Source organism: Coriobacteriaceae bacterium, from assembly GCA_025992855.1.
Lineage (GTDB): Bacteria > Actinomycetota > Coriobacteriia > Coriobacteriales > Coriobacteriaceae > Collinsella.
In genome coordinates, this window is sequence record DAJPGB010000001.1 from 1710771 (window position 1) to 1730138 (window position 19368).

Genomic DNA, 19368 nt, shown 5'->3' on the forward strand with positions numbered 1-19368 from the left:
GCCCGGGCACCACGGTATGAAGTAGCCGCGCGTGCGTGATAAAAACATGTTGCCGTGAAGCAACCCGATGAATGATAGCAGGAATGCTTCTTCATGCCAACCCGCAATCAAAACCACACACCTTAGTGCGGCGCGGGACGTCCCAGCCACTATTCGCCTCGGGGATGGGCTTGAGCCACGGCACGTTTGAGCCGATCGGGTGTGAGATGCGTGTAGATCTGCGTCGTGGACAGGCTCGCATGACCCAGCAGCTCTTGAACCGAGCGCAGGTCCGCGCCGCCCTCGAGCAAGTCGGTCGCAAAGGTATGGCGCATCGCATGCGGGGCGATGTCGGCCGGAATGCCGGCGAGCGTCGCCAACATATGAAACCGCCGCCTGAGTATGGCGGCACTCATGCGATTACCGCGCGCCGATATAAGCAGCGGATGCGGCCCGGTAGCGGGGTCACGACGCTTTGCCTGAGCGAGCAACTCCGGCCTCCCCTCCTCAATATAGAGACGCGTCGCCTCGAGCGCACGACGATACAGAGGGACGATACGTTCTTTGCTCCCCTTGCCCCACAGGCGCAGCGTGCGTTCGGACCTCGCAATGGACTCCACATTGAGTGCTGCGAGCTCAGAGATACGGGCGCCCGAGGCATAGAGCAGCTCGAGCATCGCCGCATCGCGCAGTCCCGCGGGTGTTGAGGTATCAGGCGTCTTGAGCAGCGCCTCCACCTGTTGGGTCGTCAGCACACCGGGTAGATCGCGCGGGAGCTTGGGCGAGGAAATTGCCGAGACCACATCGCCCTCCACGACCCCCTCGGCAGCCATCCATCGATAGAGCGATCGGATAGCCGACAGATGCGCCGCAAGCGTTCGGGGAGCCACCTGCTCACGCGAAAGCTCGGCAAGATAGCGGCGAATGGTGCGCACGTCGGCAGCGAAAGCATCGATATCCTCGCGCTCGCACCAGGCAGCAAAGCGCTCCAGCCTCGAGCCGTAGGCCGTCACCGTGTTGGGAGAAAGTCCCTCGACACGTGAGATATAGGCGATAAACGAGTCGACGGTGTCGTACAGGTCAAAGGCTATGACCGGTCGCCTCCAAACAGATCAGGACGAGTGGCCAGATAGGCATCAAGGGCCTCGAGCGCACGGTCCGCATAGGCCTGGTAGCGGTCGCGCTTGCTGCGGCGCTTACCATCCTCGAGTGGCGGCACCAGGCCAAAGTTGACATGCATAGGCTGATAGCCCACGGTGGCAGGATCGGTCGCATAGCCCACGAGCGCACCCAGGGCGCCCACGCGCGGCAACTCGACGCCCGCGACACCGATAGCCTCGGCATAGGTGTTGAGCGCCGCGAGCAGACCGGTCGCCACGGCTTCCATGTACCCCTCGGTGCCGGTGATCTGACCGGCCAGGCGCACGCCGGTACCGGGCACGGCAAAGGTGCCATCGAGCACGTGCGGGGCGTCGACAAAGGTATTGCGGTGCATGACACCGTAGCGGAAGAACTCAGCGTTCTCCAGGCCCGGCACCATATGGAAGACGCGCTTCTGCTCGCCAAAGGTCAGGTTGGTCTGGAAGCCCACCAGGTTATAGGCGGTCTTCTCCTTGTTCTCGGCACGCAGCTGAATCGCCGCCCAGGGGCGACGTCCGGTACGCGGGTCGGTGAGGCCGACGGGCTTCATGGCGCCAAAGCGAATGGCGTCCTTGCCGGTACGCGCAACTTCCTCGGCAGGTTGGCAGGCCTGGAACAGATCGCCGCCCTCAAAGTCTTTGAGCACCACGCGGTCGGCCGTGGTAAGTGCCTCGATAAAGGCCTCGTACTCCTCCTTGTTGAGCGGAGCGTTGAGATAGTCGCCGCTCCCCTGCTCCTCGTAGCGCGACTGCGAAAACAGCACGTCCATATCGAGCGTGGAGGCATCGACGATCGGCGCCGCGGCATCGAAGAACGCAAGGGCGTCGCCACCGACGAGCTTCATGACCTCTTCGCTCAGCGCCGGTGAACACAGCGGGCCCGCGGCAATGACCACGTGTCCCTCGGGAATCTGCGTGACCTCGCCGTGCGCGACCTCGATATTGGGACGGGCGGCAACCTCGGCCTCGACAAGCTCGGAAAACTTGACGCGGTCGACCGCCAGGGCACCGCCGGCGGGAACAGCCGCGCGATGGGCGCAATCGAGCAGGACTGAACCCATGCGCTTAAGCTCGGCCTTCAGCAAACCAGCCGCGGAATCCGGACGGGTCGACTTAAACGAATTGGAGCAGACGAGCTCTGCCAAGTGATCGGTATGGTGAGCCGGGGAGCTAACCTGGGGGCGCATCTCGCACAGCTTTACGGCAAAACCGCGGTCTGCCAGCTGGATCGCGCATTCCGAACCCGCCAGACCGCCACCGATAACCGTCACCTGATCGAACTGCATCTGCAAACACCTTTCTAATTGACACGTTTTCCATTGTGACCGAAGGGCGTCTGGGCGTGAAGGGCAAACTTGGAGGGCGCATACCTTCCATCCATCATGCGCTCGATAAGGCCCTCGAGTTCAAGCGAACCCAAGAGTTTGAGTACGCCGACAGCATCGAGCGAGACGAGCGCCGCGATGTCGTCGACCTTGAGCGGAGAGGCGATGAGCGCATGCATCACGGTCTGCTGTGTTGGATCCAGGTCGGCAATGCCGGGAGCATCGGGGCGCGAGTAGCGCAGGGTGCCGTAGATGCGTGAGATAGCCATCTCGATAGATTCCTCGTCGATGATGCAGCAGGCACCGTTCGCAATGAGGTAATTCGTGCCACGCGACTCGGGCGATAGGATCGACCCCGGCACGACAAGAAGTTCGCGCCCCAAATCCATAGCAGCCTCGGCTGTAGAAAACGTCCCGGAAGGCATACCCGCCTCGGAAACAAAGAGGGCTTGCGACAGGGCCGCGATCACGCGATTGCGGCGCGGAAAGGCAAACTTGCGCGGACCCATGCCCCACGGAGAGATCGACACGACCGCGCCACCCGTATCGAGCGTGCGCATAATAAGCCCCGCGCTCGAACGCGGGTAGACCACGTCGGCGCCCGTCCCCAGCACCACGACGTGTTTGCCGCCGGCGTTGACCGCAGCCCAACCCGAGGCCTGGTCACAACCGACCGCGCCGCCCGAAACTACCGTCACTCCCGCCTCGACCGCCACCTTTGCCGCAAGCTCTGCCACGGCAAGACCATACGGCGAGGCCTTGCGCGCGCCGATGATGGAGAGCGCGGGTGTCGAAAGCACCTCGGGATTGCCACGCACATAAAGCGTCTGGGGTACATCAGAAAGCTCCAATACGGTCTCGGGATACAACGTATCACCTGGATGCAGCTCAAAGGTCCCCTCGGCTATCATTGGTCCCTCCTTCCCTGGTACATCGCCGCCTCGAGCACATGGTCCTGCGTCACCTGCTCGCTCTCGGCGACGTCAGCGATTGTACGCGCGATACGCACCAGGCGCACGATGCCGCGGCCCGTGAGATGCGTGCGTTTGGACAGGCCGAGCACACACTTCTCCGCCGCACCATCGAGCTCAAAGGTCGAAACGACGCCGTCAATGGACCGTGTCTCGTCATCCTCGGCCTCGGCATCCGCATCGTCCATACGGGATTCGCGCCAAGCGCGAAAAGCGCGACCGCACACAACGTAGTCACGTAACTCAGCTGACGACATACCCTCCGCGCCCTCGATAATCACCTGAGGGTCGGGACGGGTCACATCGATCATCATGTCGATACGGTCGGCCAAAGGACCGCGCAGTTTAGACCGATAGCGCTCGACCATCGCCGCCGAGCAGCGGCACGGTACCTCACGATCGCCCAAAAAGCCGCAGGGGCAGGGATTGCTCGCAGCCAGCAGCTGAAAGCGCGACGGGAAGGTAAAGGCCCCGTCGACGCGCACGATCCTCACATAGCCGCGCTCGATGGGCTGACGCAGCGTCTGCAGCACACCCGTGGGAAACTCAGCAAGCTCGTCCAAAAAGAGCACGCCGCCATGAGCAAGGCTGATCTCACCCGGGTGCACCGGGCGCCCACCGCCGATAAGACCTGCGGTCGAAATACTGTGATGGGGACTGCGGAAGGGCCGGTGCCCCGCCAACAAGCCATCAATGTTCTCACCCAAAACCGAATGGATGCACAGCGCCTCCTGTTGATCCTCAACGGAAAGCTCGGGCAGGATGCCGGTCATACGACGCGCGAGCATCGTCTTGCCCGATCCCGGGGACCCGATCATAAGCAAACCGAGCTCACCCGCTGCCGCCAGTGCCATGCCGCGCTTGGCGACCTCCTGCCCCAGTACGTCGGCATAGTCGAGTTCGGGCTCAAAGGTCGCCTCGAGCACTTCAGAATCCAAGTAGTGCCGCGCGGCATCGCCCATGCCATGGGCAAGCTGAGACAAATGATCGATAAATCCGCAATCCACGCCCGCAAGCGGCACATGCTGATCGGACCTGCCGGCGATAAAGGACAGCCCCATATCACGCGCCAATAGCTGAAACGCCACCTCGCCCTTGACGGGAAGCACCGTACCGTCCAAGCCGAGCTCGCCGGCGATAAGGCAGCGATCGAGGTTGTCACGGGGAATCTGCCCATCGGCCGCCAGAACCGCGATGGCGATGGGCAGATCAAAGCCGCTACCGGTCTTGCGAATATCGCCAGGCGCCAGATTGACCGTAATGCCCGAGCGCGGGATTTCGAACCCGGCGGAGCGCATCGCGCAGCGAATACGACCGCGTGACTCCATCACCTCCATACTCGGAATGCCGAGCATTTGGATGCCCGGAACACCACCGGCAAGCGAGACCTCGACCGTGACGTGAATCGCCTCGACGCCACGGATGCAGGCCGCGTGAACGGCAAACGTCTCGAACGCCATCACGACACCTGCCAATCGAACGCGTTGTACTGATGCTCGATCTCGGCGATATGCCCGCCGCGAATGGTGACACCCACGGCATCGAAGCGAATCGCCTTGAGCGGATAATGCTCCATGAGATAGCAACTTGCGATGCGGCGGTAGCGGCGTTGCTTTTGGGCGTCCACGGCCTCCTCGGGAAAGACCCGCGTGCTGCAATCCAGTGCGACGCGTCTGGTCTTGACCTCGGCCATCACCACGACATCGTCGAGCTCATCGAGCAGCACCAGATCGGCCTCGCCCTCGGTGCAACGATAACCCTGCTCCAGCAAGGTGTAGCCGCGCTCGTTAAAGTAGTCGATGGTGATCAGCTCGCCCAGCATGCCCAGCTCGCGGGGACTGAGTCCCTTGATAAACTCGGGCGTCATCGCCCCGCAGTCGAGCTCGCCGTTTTCCCAACGCTCCTTGAGCTGCTGCGTCTTGCTCTTTTTGCTTGCGGCACTCATGGGGTCTCCTTTCCCGCACGCTGCATTGCCCCGATGATGAGGGCACCTTTCATGCGGGTAAGTACCGGAAGCAAACCAAAAGCTGACCAAATGCCGTCAAAAAACGGGCCGTACGCAGCAATGGTGTTGCATACGGCCCGCTACCAGCAGGTTTATAAAACCCCTGAGGTCCCTGTCTCCACAATTGACCTAGAAAAGGCGCTCAGTCTGCAGAAAGTTTCCGCAAAAGCTCACGCGGTGCAGTGGACAAAGTCCATGTTTGCGAATGGCCTCGATATGCTCGGGGCTTGCATAGCCCTTCGACTCGGCCAGATGGTACTCGGGATACTCGGCGTCGTACTCGACCATCATCTCGTCACGCGTGACCTTGGCCATGATGGACGCCGCGGCGATGCAGGCGATTTTGGCATCACCCTTCACCACGTCGCGCTCGTTGGGAACGGCGCCCAAGGGGTTACCGTCCATAAGCACGCAATCGGGCTCGAGCCCCGTATCGGCCACGGCGCCCGCGACAGCGGCTCGAATGGCGCGGGCCATGCCCATCTCATCGATATCCTTAGGCGCGATATGGCAAAAACCAATTGCCGTCGCCACCTCGGCAATCTTCACTGAGAGCAACTCGCGGCGCGCCGGCGTGAGCTTTTTGGAATCGTTGATGCCCCAGACGCGCGGCTCCATAGGAAGGCAGACAGCGCATACCGTCAAAGGACCGGCCACCGATCCGCGACCCACCTCGTCGACACCAACGACTACCCCATCGCCGCCAAGCTCATGCATAAGCTCGTACATGTCATTGACGCGCTCGCGCTCGGCAAGTTCCTTGGCATGGCGCTTAAGAGCACGCTCGCAAGCCTTGATCACCTGTTGGCGCGGGTCCTCGCGATAATGCTCCACGAGGGCGGGGATCTCCTCAAACGTAGCGCTCGCCAACTCACCGGCAACCTGCGATGCCGAAACCGAGCTCGTCATATTGGCCATACCAGGCCCTCCTTGCATGCAAATCAGATAAAAAGAAGGGCCACCCGAAGGTGACCCTTGTGTCCAAACGAGTGGACAGACGCTGCGATCTTCTTAGCGCTTCTCGGGGATGCGAGCAGCCTTGCCCACCTTGTCGCGGAGGTAGTACAGCTTGGCGCGACGGACGCGACCATGACGGACGACCTCGAGCTTGGCGATCTTGGGGCTGTGAAGCGGGAAGGTACGCTCAACACCGACACCGAAGGACATCTTGCGGACGGTGAAGGTCTCGCGGGCACCGGCGCCGGCCATGCGGATGACGTCGCCCTGGAAGACCTGAATGCGCTCGCGGTCGCCTTCCTTAATGCGGTAGTGAACCTTGACGTTGTCGGCGACGCGAACCTGAGGAATGTCCTCGCGGATCTGCTGACGCTCGATTGCGCGGATGTAATCCATGTGCAATTCCTTACTCTTCTAGAGGTGCCGTACCACCTTGGCCGGCACGTAGTTGAACAAACGTATTCGAGTATACACGCGCGGGTTTCTGCTGCAAGAACATTTTTTTACGCAGACAAAAAGACAAAACCCGCACATGATAACCGCCCGCCTCACGAATGAGACGGGCGGTATGAAGGGGCGCTACGCTAGGCGTCGATGCGCAGGGGGCTAGGCGGAACGCTTGGCCTCGAGCTTGGCCTGAGCGGCAGCCAGGCGCGCGAGGGGCACGCGATAGGGCGAGCAGGACACGTAGTCCACGTCGGCCACGTTAAACAGGCCCTTGATGGACTTGGGGTCGCCGCCGTGCTCGCCGCACACGCCAAAGTGCATGTCGGGATTGGTGGCGCGGCCCTTCTCGACGGCCAAGCGCACGAGCTCCAGCACCGCCGCGTCGATGGTCTCGAAGGGGTTGTCTTTCAGGATCTTTTTATGCATGTACAGCGGGATGAACTTGGCCTCGGCGTCATCGCGCGAGAAGCCAAAGGTCGTCTGGGTGAGGTCGTTGGTGCCAAAGCAGAAGAAGTCGGCATGATGGGCGATCTCGTCAGCGACCATGCAGGCACGCGGCAGCTCGAGCATCGTGCCCACGGGAATATTGAGCTCGACGCCTTCCTCGGCGGAAACCTCGGCGATCACGCGCTCGATAACCTCGCGGGTCTGGACATGCTCGGCCGTGATGGAAACGAGCGGAACCATGATCTCGGGGCGCGGGTCGACACCCTCCTTGATAAGGCGGGCAGCGGCCGTGGCGACGGCGCGAACCTGCATGAGCGGCAGATCGCCAAAGACGACGGACAGGCGCACGCCGCGCAAGCCCAGCATGGGGTTGGACTCGACCATGCCGTCAATGCGACGCAGGCGGGCGCGCAGGACGGCAAGCTCTTCCTCGCTGGCGCCAGCGGCTTCCTTCTTGGTGATGGCGACCTCGAGCTCGCGAGGATTATCCAGGAACTCATGAAGCGGCGGATCGAGCAGGCGGACGACCACATCGCGACCGGACATGGTCTTGAACATCGCCAGGAAGTCCTCGGTCTGAACCTTGAGCAAGTCGGCCAGGGCCTGCTGCTTCACGGCCTCATCGTCAGACAGGATAAAGCTCTGGATGATGTTCTTGCGATCGCCCAGGAACATGTGCTCGGTGCGGCACAGACCGATGGCCTCGGCGCCAAACTCGAGCGCGAGCTCGGCATCCTCGGGGTTGTCGGCGTTGACGCGCACGTGGTTGGCGTGACCGTCGGTCTCGTCCAAACGGATCTCATCGGCCCAAGACAGGATGGTGTCCAGGTCGCCGGTGAGCTCTGCAGAGACCAGGTCGACCGCGCCGTCGACGACGATACCCTGGGTGCCGTCGATGGAGATGACATCGCCCTCGCGCAGCACGCGGTCGCTGCCCTCGATGCGCACGACCTTCTCTGCCGCGTCAATGTGGAAGCGCTCAACGCCGCAAACGCAGGGCGTACCCATGCCGCGGGCGATAACAGCGGCATGGCTCGTCTTGCCACCGTGGCTGGTCAGGATGCCCTCGGCGGCGACCATGCCCTTCAGGTCGTCGGGGTTGGTCTCCCAGCGGACCAGAATGACCTTGTGGCCCTCGGCGGAACGCGCGACGGCGTCATCACTCGAGAACACGACCTCGCCCACGGCGGCACCAGGGCTGGCGTTAAGGCCGCTGGCCAGGGCCTCGTACTTCTTGGAGGCGTCGAACTGCGGGTGCAGGAGCTGGTCGAGCTGTGCGGGGTCGATGCGGCTCACGGCCTCCTCGCGGGTGATGAGGCCCTCCTCGACCATCTCGATGGCGATGCGCAGGGCGGCGGTGGCGGTGCGCTTGCCCACGCGGGTCTGGAGCATCCAGAGCTTACCCTGCTCGATGGTGAACTCGATATCGCACATATCGCGGTAATGATCCTCGAGCGTCAGGAACACGCGCTCGAGCTCCTCGCCTGCGGACTCGAGGCCCGAGGTGGTCTTGAGGTCGGCGATGGGCTCGGCGTTTCGGATGCCGGCGACGACGTCCTCGCCCTGGGCATTCACCAAAAAGTCGCCATAGAACTCCTTGGTGCCGTCGGCCGGGTTGCGCGTAAAGGCGACGCCGGTCGCAGAGGTCTCGCCCTTATTGCCAAAGGCCATGGCCTGGACGTTGACGGCGGTGCCGAGCTCGTCGGAAATGCCGTGCTGCTTGCGGTAGATGCAGGCGCGCTCGTTCATCCAGCTGCCAAAGACGGCCTGGATGGCAAGGCGCAGCTGGAGCTCCGGATCGTGCGGGAAAACGGGCTTACCGTCGGCGACCTCGAGCTCGGGATACAGGGTCGCCTCGACGTTCTCGAGGAAGATGCCCTTAAAGGTCTCGACGAGCTCCTGCAGGTCCTCGGCCGAAAGCTCGGAATCGACACGAACGCCGGCGACCAGGCGGGCCTGGGTCAGGGCGTTCTCGAATAGGTCGGCGTCGACGCCCATGACGACGTTGGAGAACATCTGGATAAAGCGACGGTAGCTGTCCCAGGCAAAGCGCGGGTTCTGCGTCTGCGCGATAAGGCCCTGGACGGAATCGTCGTTGAGGCCCAGGTTGAGGACCGTGTCCATCATGCCGGGCATGGAGAACGGAGCGCCCGAGCGAACCGACACGAGCAGCGGATCGGAGGCATCGCCGAGTTTCTTGCCGCAACGGGCCTCGAGGTCCGCCTCGGCGGCAACGATCTCATCGAGTGCGCCTTCGGGCCAGACGTTGCCGGCACCGGAGTACTCGACACAGGTCTGGCAGGTAATGGTAAAGCCACCGGGAACCGGCAGACCGATGCGGCTCATCTCGGCAAGGTTTGCGCCTTTGCCGCCAAGCACGAAGTTCATGGATTTGTCGCCCTCAGTGACACAGGTGCCCTGGGCGTCGGTTCCAAAACGGTAAACCCTCTTGCAATCGCTCACGATACTTCCCCTTCCATGCGCTTACGCGCACGACCGTGGTAACGAATCGACCCGCCGGATGCGGGCCGTGAGGGTACTATACGGCGGGCATTGAGCGGGCTTGCGCAGAGGGCGCGGGGGTTGGTAAACGTGATAAATATGGCGGTAAACGGTAGGTAAAGGTGGTTACCTTATGAAGATACCAATGCAAGATGCTTGCAGGTCAGATGCTAGTTTATTGCTAAATCGCTTTACCAATATCGTGCATTATTTTTAGGTAGTCTTTTAGAGACGGGCATTTTTAGCTACCCCAATAAGCTAGCTTTGCTGGGCTCGGCGGGCGGCGCGGCGGGCACGGGCTTCTTGGATTTCCTCCAAGTGACTAATGATCTCGGAGGCGCTCTCCTCGATCGCCTTACCGTCGGTACGCACAACAAAGCAGCCTAAGCGCTTCATGAGTGCACGGGCTTCCTCAAGCTCGCTGCGCACGCTCTCGGGCTCGGCATAGGAGCCGGCAACGGCACGGGCGTAGTCATCGCCCAAGCGGCTATCGCGAATCTCAGAAATAACGTCGACGGTCGAAATCAGGCCGAACAGGTGCATCGGGTCAACCTCGTAAATCGACTTGGGCGGCTCCATGCCATGGGCCAACGGAACATTGGCGACCTTGTAGCCCTGATAGGCTAAATACATCGACAGCGGCGTCTTGGATGTACGCGACACACCCAGCAGCACGATATCGGCACCCGACAGATCGTCGCAACCACGACCGTCATCGTGCTCAACGAAATACTCCATGGCCTCGATACGATGGAAATAGCGGTCATCGGTCTTGTGAATCACGCCCGCAACGCACTTGGGCGGCACACCGATGAGCGACGACAGCACGGCAAGCGTCGGGCCGATCAGGTCGACCGAACGGATATGCAGCATACCCAGGTAATCGAGCACGCGAGCGCGAAGCGCCGGATCGACAATGGTGTGGAACACGGCAATATCGCGATGGTCGGCATCGACGCGCGGCCCCACAAATGACTTGACCTGCTCCACGGAGGTCACCTTGGGCAGGCGCAAAACGCGAAAAGCCCCTTCATCAAATTGCCCGGACGCCGCAAGCACCACCTCACAAGCGGTATCGCCGAGCGAGTCGGAGATAACGATAACGGTGGGACGAGCGGTGACCGGGCAATCCATGCGGGGCTCCTTTTGCGCTTATGCGCAGGCTGGCTTACTTTTTGCGGGCAAGCTCACCGATGTTGGCGATGCCGGAGAAAACGGCCTCGAAGCGGTTGAGCAGCTTAAGGCGATTATCGCGAAGCTGCTCGTCCTTGTCCATGACCATAACCTCGTCGAAGAAGCGGTCGATGGGCGCGCGCAGGGCGGCGAGGGCGGCAAATGCGGCCGGGTAGTCCTCGGCAGCAAGGGCGGCATCGACGGCGGTCTGAGCAGCCTCGGAGGCGTCGGCGAGCGCAAGCTCGACCTCGCCCATCAGGCTGCGGTCATACTCCGCACCCAGCTCGGGCTTGGAGATATGCGCGGCGCGGGCATAGGCGGTCGCCAGGTTGTCGAACGTCTCAGCGTCGTTCTTGCGGGCCTCGTCGAGGGCGGCGCAGCGGGCGAAGAAGACGGACGGGGCGATAATGTGCACCGCGGAGACGGCGGCGACGGTATCGGCCGGAATCTTTTCGTCACGGGCCATGCTCACCAGGCGGCCATGGAAGAAGTCACGAACCTGATGGGCGACCTCGGCGGCGTCGAACTCAATGCCCTGCTCACTGTAGAGTTCGAGGGCAAAGTCGATGAACGACGTGGGGTCGATCGGCAGACGGTCGCGCAGGATGTTGATAATGCCGATAGCGGCACGACGCAGCGCGTAGGGGTCGGAGGAGCCGGTCGGGGGCTCGCCGATGGCAAAGATACCGGCGATGGTATCGAGCTTGTCGGCGCAGGCCACGATGCAGCCAGCGGTGCCCTCGGGCAGCTCGTCACCGGCAAAACGGGGACGATAGTGATCGCGAATAGCATGGGCGACCTCGTCGTTCTCCCCCATCGCGGTCGCGTAATAACCGCCCATCACGCCCTGCTGGCTCGTGAACTCGACGACGGCGTTGGACACCAGGTCTGCCTTGCACAGGTGCGCGGCGCGAGCGGCGTCGGCGGCAAGATGGGCGCCCAGATGAGCCTCGCGGGCAATAGCGAGCGCGAGCTGCTCGATGCGCTCGGACTTGGCGAGCACGCTGCCGAGCTTCTCCTGGAAGGCGACCTTGGACAGACGCTCACGGAACTCGTCGAGGGAGATCTTCAGGTCCTCCTCGTAGAAGAACTTAGCGTCGTCCAGACGGGCGCGCACGACGCGCTCGTTGCCGTCGATCACGCGCTCGGCGTTCTCGGGCTTGCTGTTGGAGACGACCACGAACTCACGCGTCAGCTTGCCCTCGCCGTCATAGATCGGGAAGTAGCGCTGGTTGGTGAGCATGGACTCGCAGATAATCTCGTGCGGGACCTTGAGGAACTCCTCGTCGAAAGTACCGACGAGCACCGTCGGCCACTCGCAGAGGTTAATGACCTCCTCAAAGACCTTCTTGGGCGTATCGACATGGCAGCCGGGGCGAGCGGCCTCGACCTCGGCGATACCGGCGAGAATCGCCTCGCGACGGCGCTCGGCAGAAAGCACGCCGGCATCCTCGAGCACCTGCTCGTAAACAGCGGGGCTGGCGACCACATGGTCACCGGGGCCAAGCACGCGATGGCCACGCGTGGTGTTGCCACTCGTCACGTCGGCAAACGACACGGGCACAACATCCTCGCCCAGAAGGCAGCAGATCCAACGGACCGGACGAACAAAGGTCGCGTGCTCGTGGCCCCAGCGCTGGGAGCGGTAGTTGGGCCACTGCAGGCCGGCGATGGTCTTCTCGCACAGAGCGGTCAGAATCGGCGTAGCCGGTGCGGAAGGGATGTTCTTCTCGGCAAAGACGTACTCACGGCCGTCGGTGTCCTCGCGACGGACCAGATCCTCGGCAGCCACACCGCACTTGCGGGCGAAGCCCTGGGCGGCCTTGGTGGCGTTACCGTCAGCGTCGAAGGCGATGTTTGCCGCGGGGCCACGCTTGACCTCGTGAACCTCATCGGTCGCGGTGGCAACGTCGGCAACGAGCGCAGCCAGGCGACGCGGGCTCGAGATCACGCGGACCTCGCCGTGGGCCAGACCGGCCTCGTCGAGACCCTTGGCGATCATGGTACCAAGCTGCTTGACGGCATTGTTCAGCGGTGCAGAGGGCATTTCCTCCGTACCGATCTCAAACAGGAAATCCTTAGCGTCTGCCATGGCTTACGCCACCTCGCCTTCCTGGTCGGCATTCTCGTTGACTCCGGCGACCTCGGCCATGTAGGCCTCGCAGCACGCCTTGGCGACGGCGCGGACGCGCAGGATGTAGTTGGCACGCTCGACCGCGGACAGGGCGCCGCGGGCATCGAGCAGGTTGAAGGCGTGGCTGCACTTCATGACACAGTCGTACGCCGGCAACGGCAGCTTGCGCTCCAGGCAGGAATGGCACTCGGCCTCGTAGTCGTCAAACTTCTGACGCATCATCTCGACGTTGGCGACCTCAAAGTTGTAGGCGCTGAACTCGCGCTCGTTCTCGAGGAACACGTCGCCATAGGTCATGGGCGTGCCGTCGGGCAGGTAGCTCCACACCAAGTCGTAGACGGAATTGACGCCCTGCGCATACATGGCGATGCGCTCCAGGCCATAGGTGATCTCGACGGGCACGGGGTCGACCTCGATACCGCCCACCTGCTGGAAGTACGTAAACTGCGTGACCTCCATGCCATTGAGCCAGACCTCCCAGCCAAGGCCCCAGGCGCCGAGCGTCGGGCTCTCCCAGTCGTCCTCGACAAAGCGGACGTCATGGTCGTTGGGGTCCAGACCGATAGCGGCAAGAGACCCCAGGTAAAGCTCCTGGGCGTTGACCGGAGAGGGCTTGATGAGCACCTGGAACTGATAGTAGTGCTGCATGCGGTTGGGGTTCTCGCCGTAGCGGCCGTCGGCGGGACGGCGGCAAGGCTGCGCATAGCAGGTGCGCCACTCGGCGGGACCGAGCGAGCGCAGCGTGGTCGCGGTATGGAAGGTACCGGCACCGACCTCGGAGTCATAGGGCTGCATAATGACGCAGCCCTGCTCGCCCCAGTACTGCTGGAGACGCAAGATGATGTCTTGGAAGGAAAGCGATGAAGCGTTCATGCCTCTAATATCCCCTCGTCGAAACGATTACACGGTTAGGTACTGTACTATAGCGGTTTTTAGTCGATAGCGCCGATGCGGTTGAGCGGCCAGTAGCGCACAAGCGCCACAGCGATCAAATCAGAGCGATCGACGGGACCAAAGTAGCGTGAGTCGGCAGAGTTTTCGCGGTTGTCGCCCATCACCCACACGCACCCGTCGGGAACGGTGTAGGGATAGCTTACCTGAGCACCGGGCGCTTGGACCGAAAGTGGCCAGCTCATGCCCGTCGTATAGTCCTCGTCGAGCGCTTGGCCGTCAACGACCACCTTGCCATCCTGCAGGTCGACCGTCTGGCCGGCCGTGGCAATAACACGCTTGACAAGAACATCATGCTCGGAGGTGCCATCGGGGTTGTGAAACACCACGATATCGCCCTGCTTGACGGGCTGACCGAGCTCGAGGCTCACCTTTTGTGCCAGGATCTGGTCGCCAATCTCGATCGTGGACTCCATGGAGCCGGTGGGCACCACAAAGGGCTCGACCACAAACGAGCGAATCAAGAAGGTGGCGACCAGTGCAATCGCGATGACCGCGACCCACTCAAAAGCGCCCCTCAACGCGGAATGCTGCGATGGAACCATTCTCACTCCTCGCTCTGCGAATACGAAGCGTCCAAAATCTCCTGCGCGTACGCACGCTCCTGGGGCGTAAGGCGCGCCGTCTCGATCAAGTCGGGACGCCAGCGACAGGTGCGCTCGATGGCGTTCTTGCGGCGCCAAGCGTCAACCTTGGCGTGATCGCCACTCACGAGCACCGGCGGCACGCCCTCGCCGTTGAACTCGGCGGGGCGGGTGTACTGCGCGTACTCGAGCAGGCCTCCGTCCTCGGCGGTCGAGAACGACTCGTCGACGTTGCTCATCTCGTCACCAAGGGCGCCGGGAATGAGGCGCACGACGGCGTCGGCAACGACCATAGCGGGAAGTTCGCCGCCCGTAAGCACGTAGTCGCCGATCGACAGACGCTCATCGGCATACGCATACGCGCGCTCGTCGACGCCCTCGTAGCGACTGCACACAAACAGCAGGCGCTCACTTTTGAGCAGGCACTCGGCCACATGCTGCGTAAAAGGCTCGCCACAGGGGGTAAAGAACACCACAGTGGGCTTGGGACCCTCTGCGCTAATGGCCTCGATGGCCTCTGCGATAGGCTCGACCTTCATGAGCATGCCCTGCCCGCCGCCGTACGGCTCGTCATCAACGGTACGATGACGGTCGTGCGTCCAGTCACGCAGGTTATAGGCCTTAAAATCAAAAAGGCCGGCCTTGCGGGCGCGGCCCAAAATCGATGTGGACATGACGGGCTCAAACATCTCGGGAAAGACCGAAAGGGTCTCAATCAGCATGTTGTCCTCCCTACTTGTCCATATCGATCAGGCCGTCCATAACATGGACGGAAATTGTTCCTGTGTCGGGAAGATCGAGCACAACCTGCTCGATCACGGGAATCAGTACCTCGCCGTACCGATCACCCTCGACAACCCAAACATCGTTAGCGGGCGTCGACATGATCTCGACAATCGTGCCGAGCGAACCGAAGCGCTCGTCGACCACCTCGCGACCCATCAGGTCGGTATAGGCAGCGTCGAGCGAATCGAGCTCAAAATCGTCACGATTTGCCAGCACGTAGCATCCCGTGATACCCTCGGCGGCCGTCAAGTCGTCAATGCCCTCAAACGAGACCAGATCGCCATCGCCCGTATCGGTGACGGACACGACCGTGCAAAAGCGGTCGCGCTTGAGCGCCGGCGGCGTCAGGGCGACGCGCATACCCGGCTCTAATACAGAAGGAAGCCCCCGCAGCGGCTGCGCGAGGACCTCCCCCTTCCTTCCGTGCGGCTTGACCACACGGGCGATGTTTTTGTACTGGGACCTCAAGGTCCTAGCCCAGAACCTCTACCTCGACAGCAGTGTCGAGGCGAGCGGCCAGTGCACGGGCGAGCGTGCGAATGGCCTTGATGGTACGGCCACGACGGCCGATGACCTTAGCGACGTCATCCTCGGCGACCGAAACCTCAATCGTAGAGGCGTCGTCACCATCGATGACCTCAAGGCTCACGGAATCCGGGTCGTCGACGATCTGAACAACGAGATATTCGACGAGATCGGCGATGCGATCTGAGAGCATTGCCTCACCCTCGAGCTGTGCAGCGTCAACCTCAGGCACGATTTACTCCTCGGCGCCCTCAGCGGCCTCAGCGGCAGCCTTAGCGGCCTCGGCCTCTTTGGCGAGCTGCTTCTTGGACTTCTTGACGACGGTCTCGGTCTTCTCGCCCTCGTTGGCGGCCTTGACCAGAGCGGCGACGGCGTCGGTGAGCTGAGCGCCCTTGGACTGCCAGTCGGCGATCTTCTCGAGGTCGAGGTTGATGGTCTTGGGGGCGGTCATCGGGTTGTAGCGGCCAACCTCCTCGATGATACGACCGTCACGCGGGGCGCGGGAATCGGCGACGACGACACGGTAGTACGGACGCTTCTTAGCGCCGTGACGAGCAAGGCGAATCTTGACTGCCAAAGGAAACTCCTCCAACCAAGCAGCTTTAGGCTGCAACTACAAACAAACAGTTGAACATAATACGCCATCGACGCGGGCAGGTGAAGTCCGTGAGACCAACTTCTTCGGTGTAGTCGAGGGCAAATCCATATCTTAGACAAGAATTCGGGATTTGCAAGCACATACACGCACCCCACATGAGCTGCGCGGTATACTCATGACATGGAAAGACGCGAACATACATACGGTTATGAGGATGCCACAGACGTCACGCCGCCTCCCTGGACGGGTCCGGCGGTGGGCCTGATGGACCTCGATGCGTTTTTTGCGAGCGTGGAGATGCTCGATCATCCCGAATGGCGCGGCAAGCCGCTCATCGTGGGCGGAGACGCCGATTCGCGTGGCGTCGTGTCCACGTGTTCGTATGAGGCACGTCGCTTTGGCGTGCACTCTGCCATGGCCTCGGCCGAAGCGCGGCGCTTGTGCCCGCAAGCCATTTGGACGCACGGGCACTTTGATCGCTACCGCGAGGTGAGCGCGCAGGTCATGGCGATTCTCGCCGACGAGACCCCGCGCGTCGAGCGCGTATCCATCGACGAAGCCTTTATCGATATCACACCGGGTCGCTTTGCGCCCGAAGACCCGCTGCTGGTTGCGCGGCGTATAAGCGACCGCGTGACAGGGCTGGGAGTGACCTGCTCCATTGGCGTTGGCTGCAACAAGACGGTCGCAAAAATCGCAAGCGAGCGGGATAAGCCGTTTGGGCTGACCATCGTGCGCCCCGGAACCGAGCAGCGCTTTTTGGCCGCGCTGCCGGTATCTGCCATGAGTGGCATCGGGCGCTCGGCCGAGGAGCGACTGCGCCGCATGCGCATCTACACCCTCGGCGAGCTATCACGTGCACCGGAATCCACCTTGGCCTCTATTTTTGGCGTCAACGGCGAGCACATGCGCCAGCGTGCGCTGGGACTCGAAATCTCTGAAGTCACGAGCCTCGATGAAGAGCGCGAGGTCAAGTCGGTCAGCAATGAACGCACCTTTGCTAAAGATTTGACTGAGCGTGGGGATATTGAGGCGGCGATTGCGCTGTTGGGAGAGTCAGTGGGACGCCGTCTGCGCCGTCAGGGGCTGACGGGTGCCACGGTAACGCTCAAGCTTAAGTATTCGTATGGCAGCGGGCGTACGGCACAGCGCCGGCTGCCTCATCCGACCGACGATGAGAACATCTTCGTGGCGGTTGCACTCGATCTGCTCGACAACATCTGGCAGGAAGGAATGCACGTTCGCTTAGCAGGCATCGGCATGAGCGACTTTGACCATCGGGGCGGCATCCAGACCGACCTGTTCTGCGAAGTCGACGACCGTGGAGCCCAATCCAGCGACCGCCGCGGCCTCTCCGTCGCCATCGACGCCGTCCGAGACAAATTCGGCGACACCGCCCTATCCTTCGGCCGCCAATCCCGCTTCAACGATTAGTCCCTGAGGCAAAATGAAAGCCGGGTAGCTGCGAATGATTATTCTAGGACGGGGATTTTTTAATCATTTGGAGCGTCATTTCGCCCTTTGAATGATATTGGTCCCAATTCCCGTCAGACGCGAAATCTGGTCAATCGTAAACCCCCGATGCCTCAACACTGCCAGAAGACGATTTCGCTCTGATTTCGGCAAAGTTTTAAGCTGATAAGGCTCATGCGGAGCCAAAAGAGCCCGGGCAACTTCCAGCGCATCCATATCGGAGATATGCTTACCTTCGGGCATAAAATAGGGATTAGGCTTGCCGTCGGTACTCGAAAGATAAAACGCTTCCGTACCCCCAAACAGATTGAGAATACCTTCACAATCACAAATTTCGGGATGAGAGAAATACTCATGGAAGCTGCTCCAGCGATACAGAGGAGCAGAAGAAATACCTGCTTTTGCAGGATTGTCGTGTATGTATCGGACGCAACGGAGCAGCTGTTTGTCGTCAGAAATGATCACACTCTTGAATCGTTCCTGGAACACCGGTCCGCGGCGGCCGGTTTTTTGATTGAAGTGTTTCGCATATGCCGTATCAATCGCATGCATAGCAACGCTCATCTGATTATCGAGATCATCAAATAGCAGGTGAACATGATTGTCCATGAGGCACCAGGCAAGAAGACGAATATGAGCGGACGTAAATCGTCTGTTCAATAGATTGAGAAAATAAAGGCGATCGTCATCGTCTTCGAAGATCAGCTGGCCAGCACAGCCCTTGAGCATGACGTGATAATGGCCGAGTTCGGACAACGCACGGGCAACACGAGTCATCGAAACCCTCCCTTCCAAGGATGCAGTAGTCACAGCATACAAAAGGAAAGGAAGAAAAAGGCCGAACCGCCCAACAAAGGTGAGCGGTTCGGCAAACGGTAGCAATGATTATTTTATCCCCGTCCCAGAAAAATCATTTAGAGGAGGTTGAGGGGGAGCTGGGGGGCGTCTCCCCAGAGTTTATCGAGGCGGTAGAAGTCGCGGGCTTCGGGAGTGAAGACGTGGACGACAACCGAACCGTAGTCCATGAGCATCCAAGTCTTCTGCTCGCGGCCCTCGATGGAGAACGGATGCTCGCCGCAAGCCTCGGCGACCTTCTCCTCAATTTCATCGACGATCGAATCAACCTGGCGGTTGTTGGTGCCGGTAGCAAGGACAAAGTAGTCGCACACGTCGGAGAGCTCGGTCAGGTCGAGCACCTGAACGTCCTCGCCCTTCTTGTCGTAGGCGGCTTGTGCGGCAGCGCGGGCGACATCCTCGGCGGCGACACCGCTCGCGGACAGCGAGGCGGCAGTACGGTCGGACGTGGCAACGAAACTCTTGTGCTCCACAGCCTTAAGAATCTGCTCGTCGGTCATGGTCTCATCGGCCATGG

General features: G+C 61.4%; 19 protein-coding genes. 1 reads left to right on the forward strand and 18 read right to left on the reverse strand.

The genetic code is table 11. The features are described 5' to 3' along the window. Positions 1-149: 149 nt before the first annotated feature. From OIL88_07310 to rpsP, 16 genes are all read right to left on the reverse strand, one after another. Positions 150-1070: a tyrosine recombinase gene (locus OIL88_07310; GenBank protein HJI72167.1), complete on the reverse strand. Its 921-nt coding sequence runs from the start codon at positions 1068-1070 to the stop codon at positions 150-152. Continuing rightward, positions 1067-2404, reverse strand: a complete 1338-nt coding sequence (gene trmFO / locus OIL88_07315; GenBank protein ID HJI72168.1) for a methylenetetrahydrofolate--tRNA-(uracil(54)-C(5))-methyltransferase (FADH(2)-oxidizing) TrmFO — start codon at positions 2402-2404, stop codon at positions 1067-1069. Before trmFO ends, OIL88_07310 begins: the two co-directional genes overlap by 4 nt. A gap of 14 nt (positions 2405-2418) precedes the next feature. Further along, complete coding sequence (locus tag OIL88_07320; protein ID HJI72169.1) at positions 2419-3354, reverse strand: DNA-protecting protein DprA; 936 nt, start codon at positions 3352-3354, stop codon at positions 2419-2421. Then, a complete protein-coding gene (locus OIL88_07325) occupies positions 3351-4874 on the reverse strand; it encodes a YifB family Mg chelatase-like AAA ATPase (GenBank protein ID HJI72170.1) in 1524 nt (507 codons plus the stop codon). Before OIL88_07325 ends, OIL88_07320 begins: the two co-directional genes overlap by 4 nt. Then, positions 4874-5359 (reverse strand): YraN family protein, encoded by a 486-nt coding sequence (locus OIL88_07330; protein ID HJI72171.1) that lies wholly within the window; start codon positions 5357-5359, stop codon positions 4874-4876. The genes OIL88_07325 and OIL88_07330 overlap by 1 nt, the downstream gene beginning before the upstream one ends. A gap of 189 nt (positions 5360-5548) precedes the next feature. After that, complete coding sequence (locus OIL88_07335) at positions 5549-6337, reverse strand: ribonuclease HII (GenBank protein HJI72172.1); 789 nt, start codon at positions 6335-6337, stop codon at positions 5549-5551. Between the two features lie 93 nt (positions 6338-6430). Beyond that, positions 6431-6772 carry a 50S ribosomal protein L19 gene (gene rplS, locus OIL88_07340; protein HJI72173.1) on the reverse strand — a complete coding sequence of 114 codons (342 nt, stop codon included), beginning with the start codon at positions 6770-6772 and terminating at the stop codon, positions 6431-6433. Between the two features lie 210 nt (positions 6773-6982). After that, the gene (gene ppdK, locus OIL88_07345; GenBank protein ID HJI72174.1) at positions 6983-9733 is read right to left on the reverse strand and encodes a pyruvate, phosphate dikinase; all 2751 of its coding nucleotides are present in this window, start codon (positions 9731-9733) and stop codon (positions 6983-6985) included. A 297-nt stretch (positions 9734-10030) separates the two neighbouring features. Then, on the reverse strand, positions 10031-10906 hold the full coding sequence (locus OIL88_07350; protein HJI72175.1) for a kinase/pyrophosphorylase: 876 nt from the start codon (positions 10904-10906) through the stop codon (positions 10031-10033). Positions 10907-10940: 34 nt separating this feature from the next. Next, complete coding sequence (gene glyS, locus OIL88_07355; GenBank protein HJI72176.1) at positions 10941-13037, reverse strand: glycine--tRNA ligase subunit beta; 2097 nt, start codon at positions 13035-13037, stop codon at positions 10941-10943. Between the two features lie 3 nt (positions 13038-13040). Continuing rightward, positions 13041-13952: a glycine--tRNA ligase subunit alpha gene (locus OIL88_07360; protein ID HJI72177.1), complete on the reverse strand. Its 912-nt coding sequence runs from the start codon at positions 13950-13952 to the stop codon at positions 13041-13043. 59 nt (positions 13953-14011) lie between these two features. Further along, complete coding sequence (gene lepB, locus OIL88_07365; GenBank protein ID HJI72178.1) at positions 14012-14575, reverse strand: signal peptidase I; 564 nt, start codon at positions 14573-14575, stop codon at positions 14012-14014. A 2-nt stretch (positions 14576-14577) separates the two neighbouring features. After that, positions 14578-15336, reverse strand: coding sequence for a tRNA (guanosine(37)-N1)-methyltransferase TrmD (trmD, locus tag OIL88_07370; GenBank protein HJI72179.1), 759 nt, complete (start codon positions 15334-15336; stop codon positions 14578-14580). Between the two features lie 10 nt (positions 15337-15346). After that, complete coding sequence (gene rimM, locus OIL88_07375; GenBank protein HJI72180.1) at positions 15347-15838, reverse strand: ribosome maturation factor RimM; 492 nt, start codon at positions 15836-15838, stop codon at positions 15347-15349. Between the two features lie 34 nt (positions 15839-15872). Continuing rightward, on the reverse strand, positions 15873-16118 hold the full coding sequence (locus tag OIL88_07380) for a KH domain-containing protein (protein HJI72181.1): 246 nt from the start codon (positions 16116-16118) through the stop codon (positions 15873-15875). A 42-nt stretch (positions 16119-16160) separates the two neighbouring features. After that, on the reverse strand, positions 16161-16502 hold the full coding sequence (rpsP, locus tag OIL88_07385) for a 30S ribosomal protein S16 (protein ID HJI72182.1): 342 nt from the start codon (positions 16500-16502) through the stop codon (positions 16161-16163). Between the two features lie 201 nt (positions 16503-16703). Here rpsP and dinB point away from each other — a divergent pair, with 201 nt between their 5' ends. Further along, entirely contained in the window at positions 16704-17957 is a 1254-nt protein-coding gene (gene dinB, locus OIL88_07390) for a DNA polymerase IV (GenBank protein ID HJI72183.1), read from the forward strand. A 75-nt stretch (positions 17958-18032) separates the two neighbouring features. On the opposite strand, the gene OIL88_07395 is transcribed toward dinB, so the two are convergent. Then, positions 18033-18773 (reverse strand): transposase, encoded by a 741-nt coding sequence (locus tag OIL88_07395; GenBank protein ID HJI72184.1) that lies wholly within the window; start codon positions 18771-18773, stop codon positions 18033-18035. Between the two features lie 137 nt (positions 18774-18910). Next, entirely contained in the window at positions 18911-19366 is a 456-nt protein-coding gene (rsfS, locus tag OIL88_07400) for a ribosome silencing factor (protein ID HJI72185.1), read from the reverse strand. Between the last annotated feature and the right edge of the window lie 2 nt (positions 19367-19368).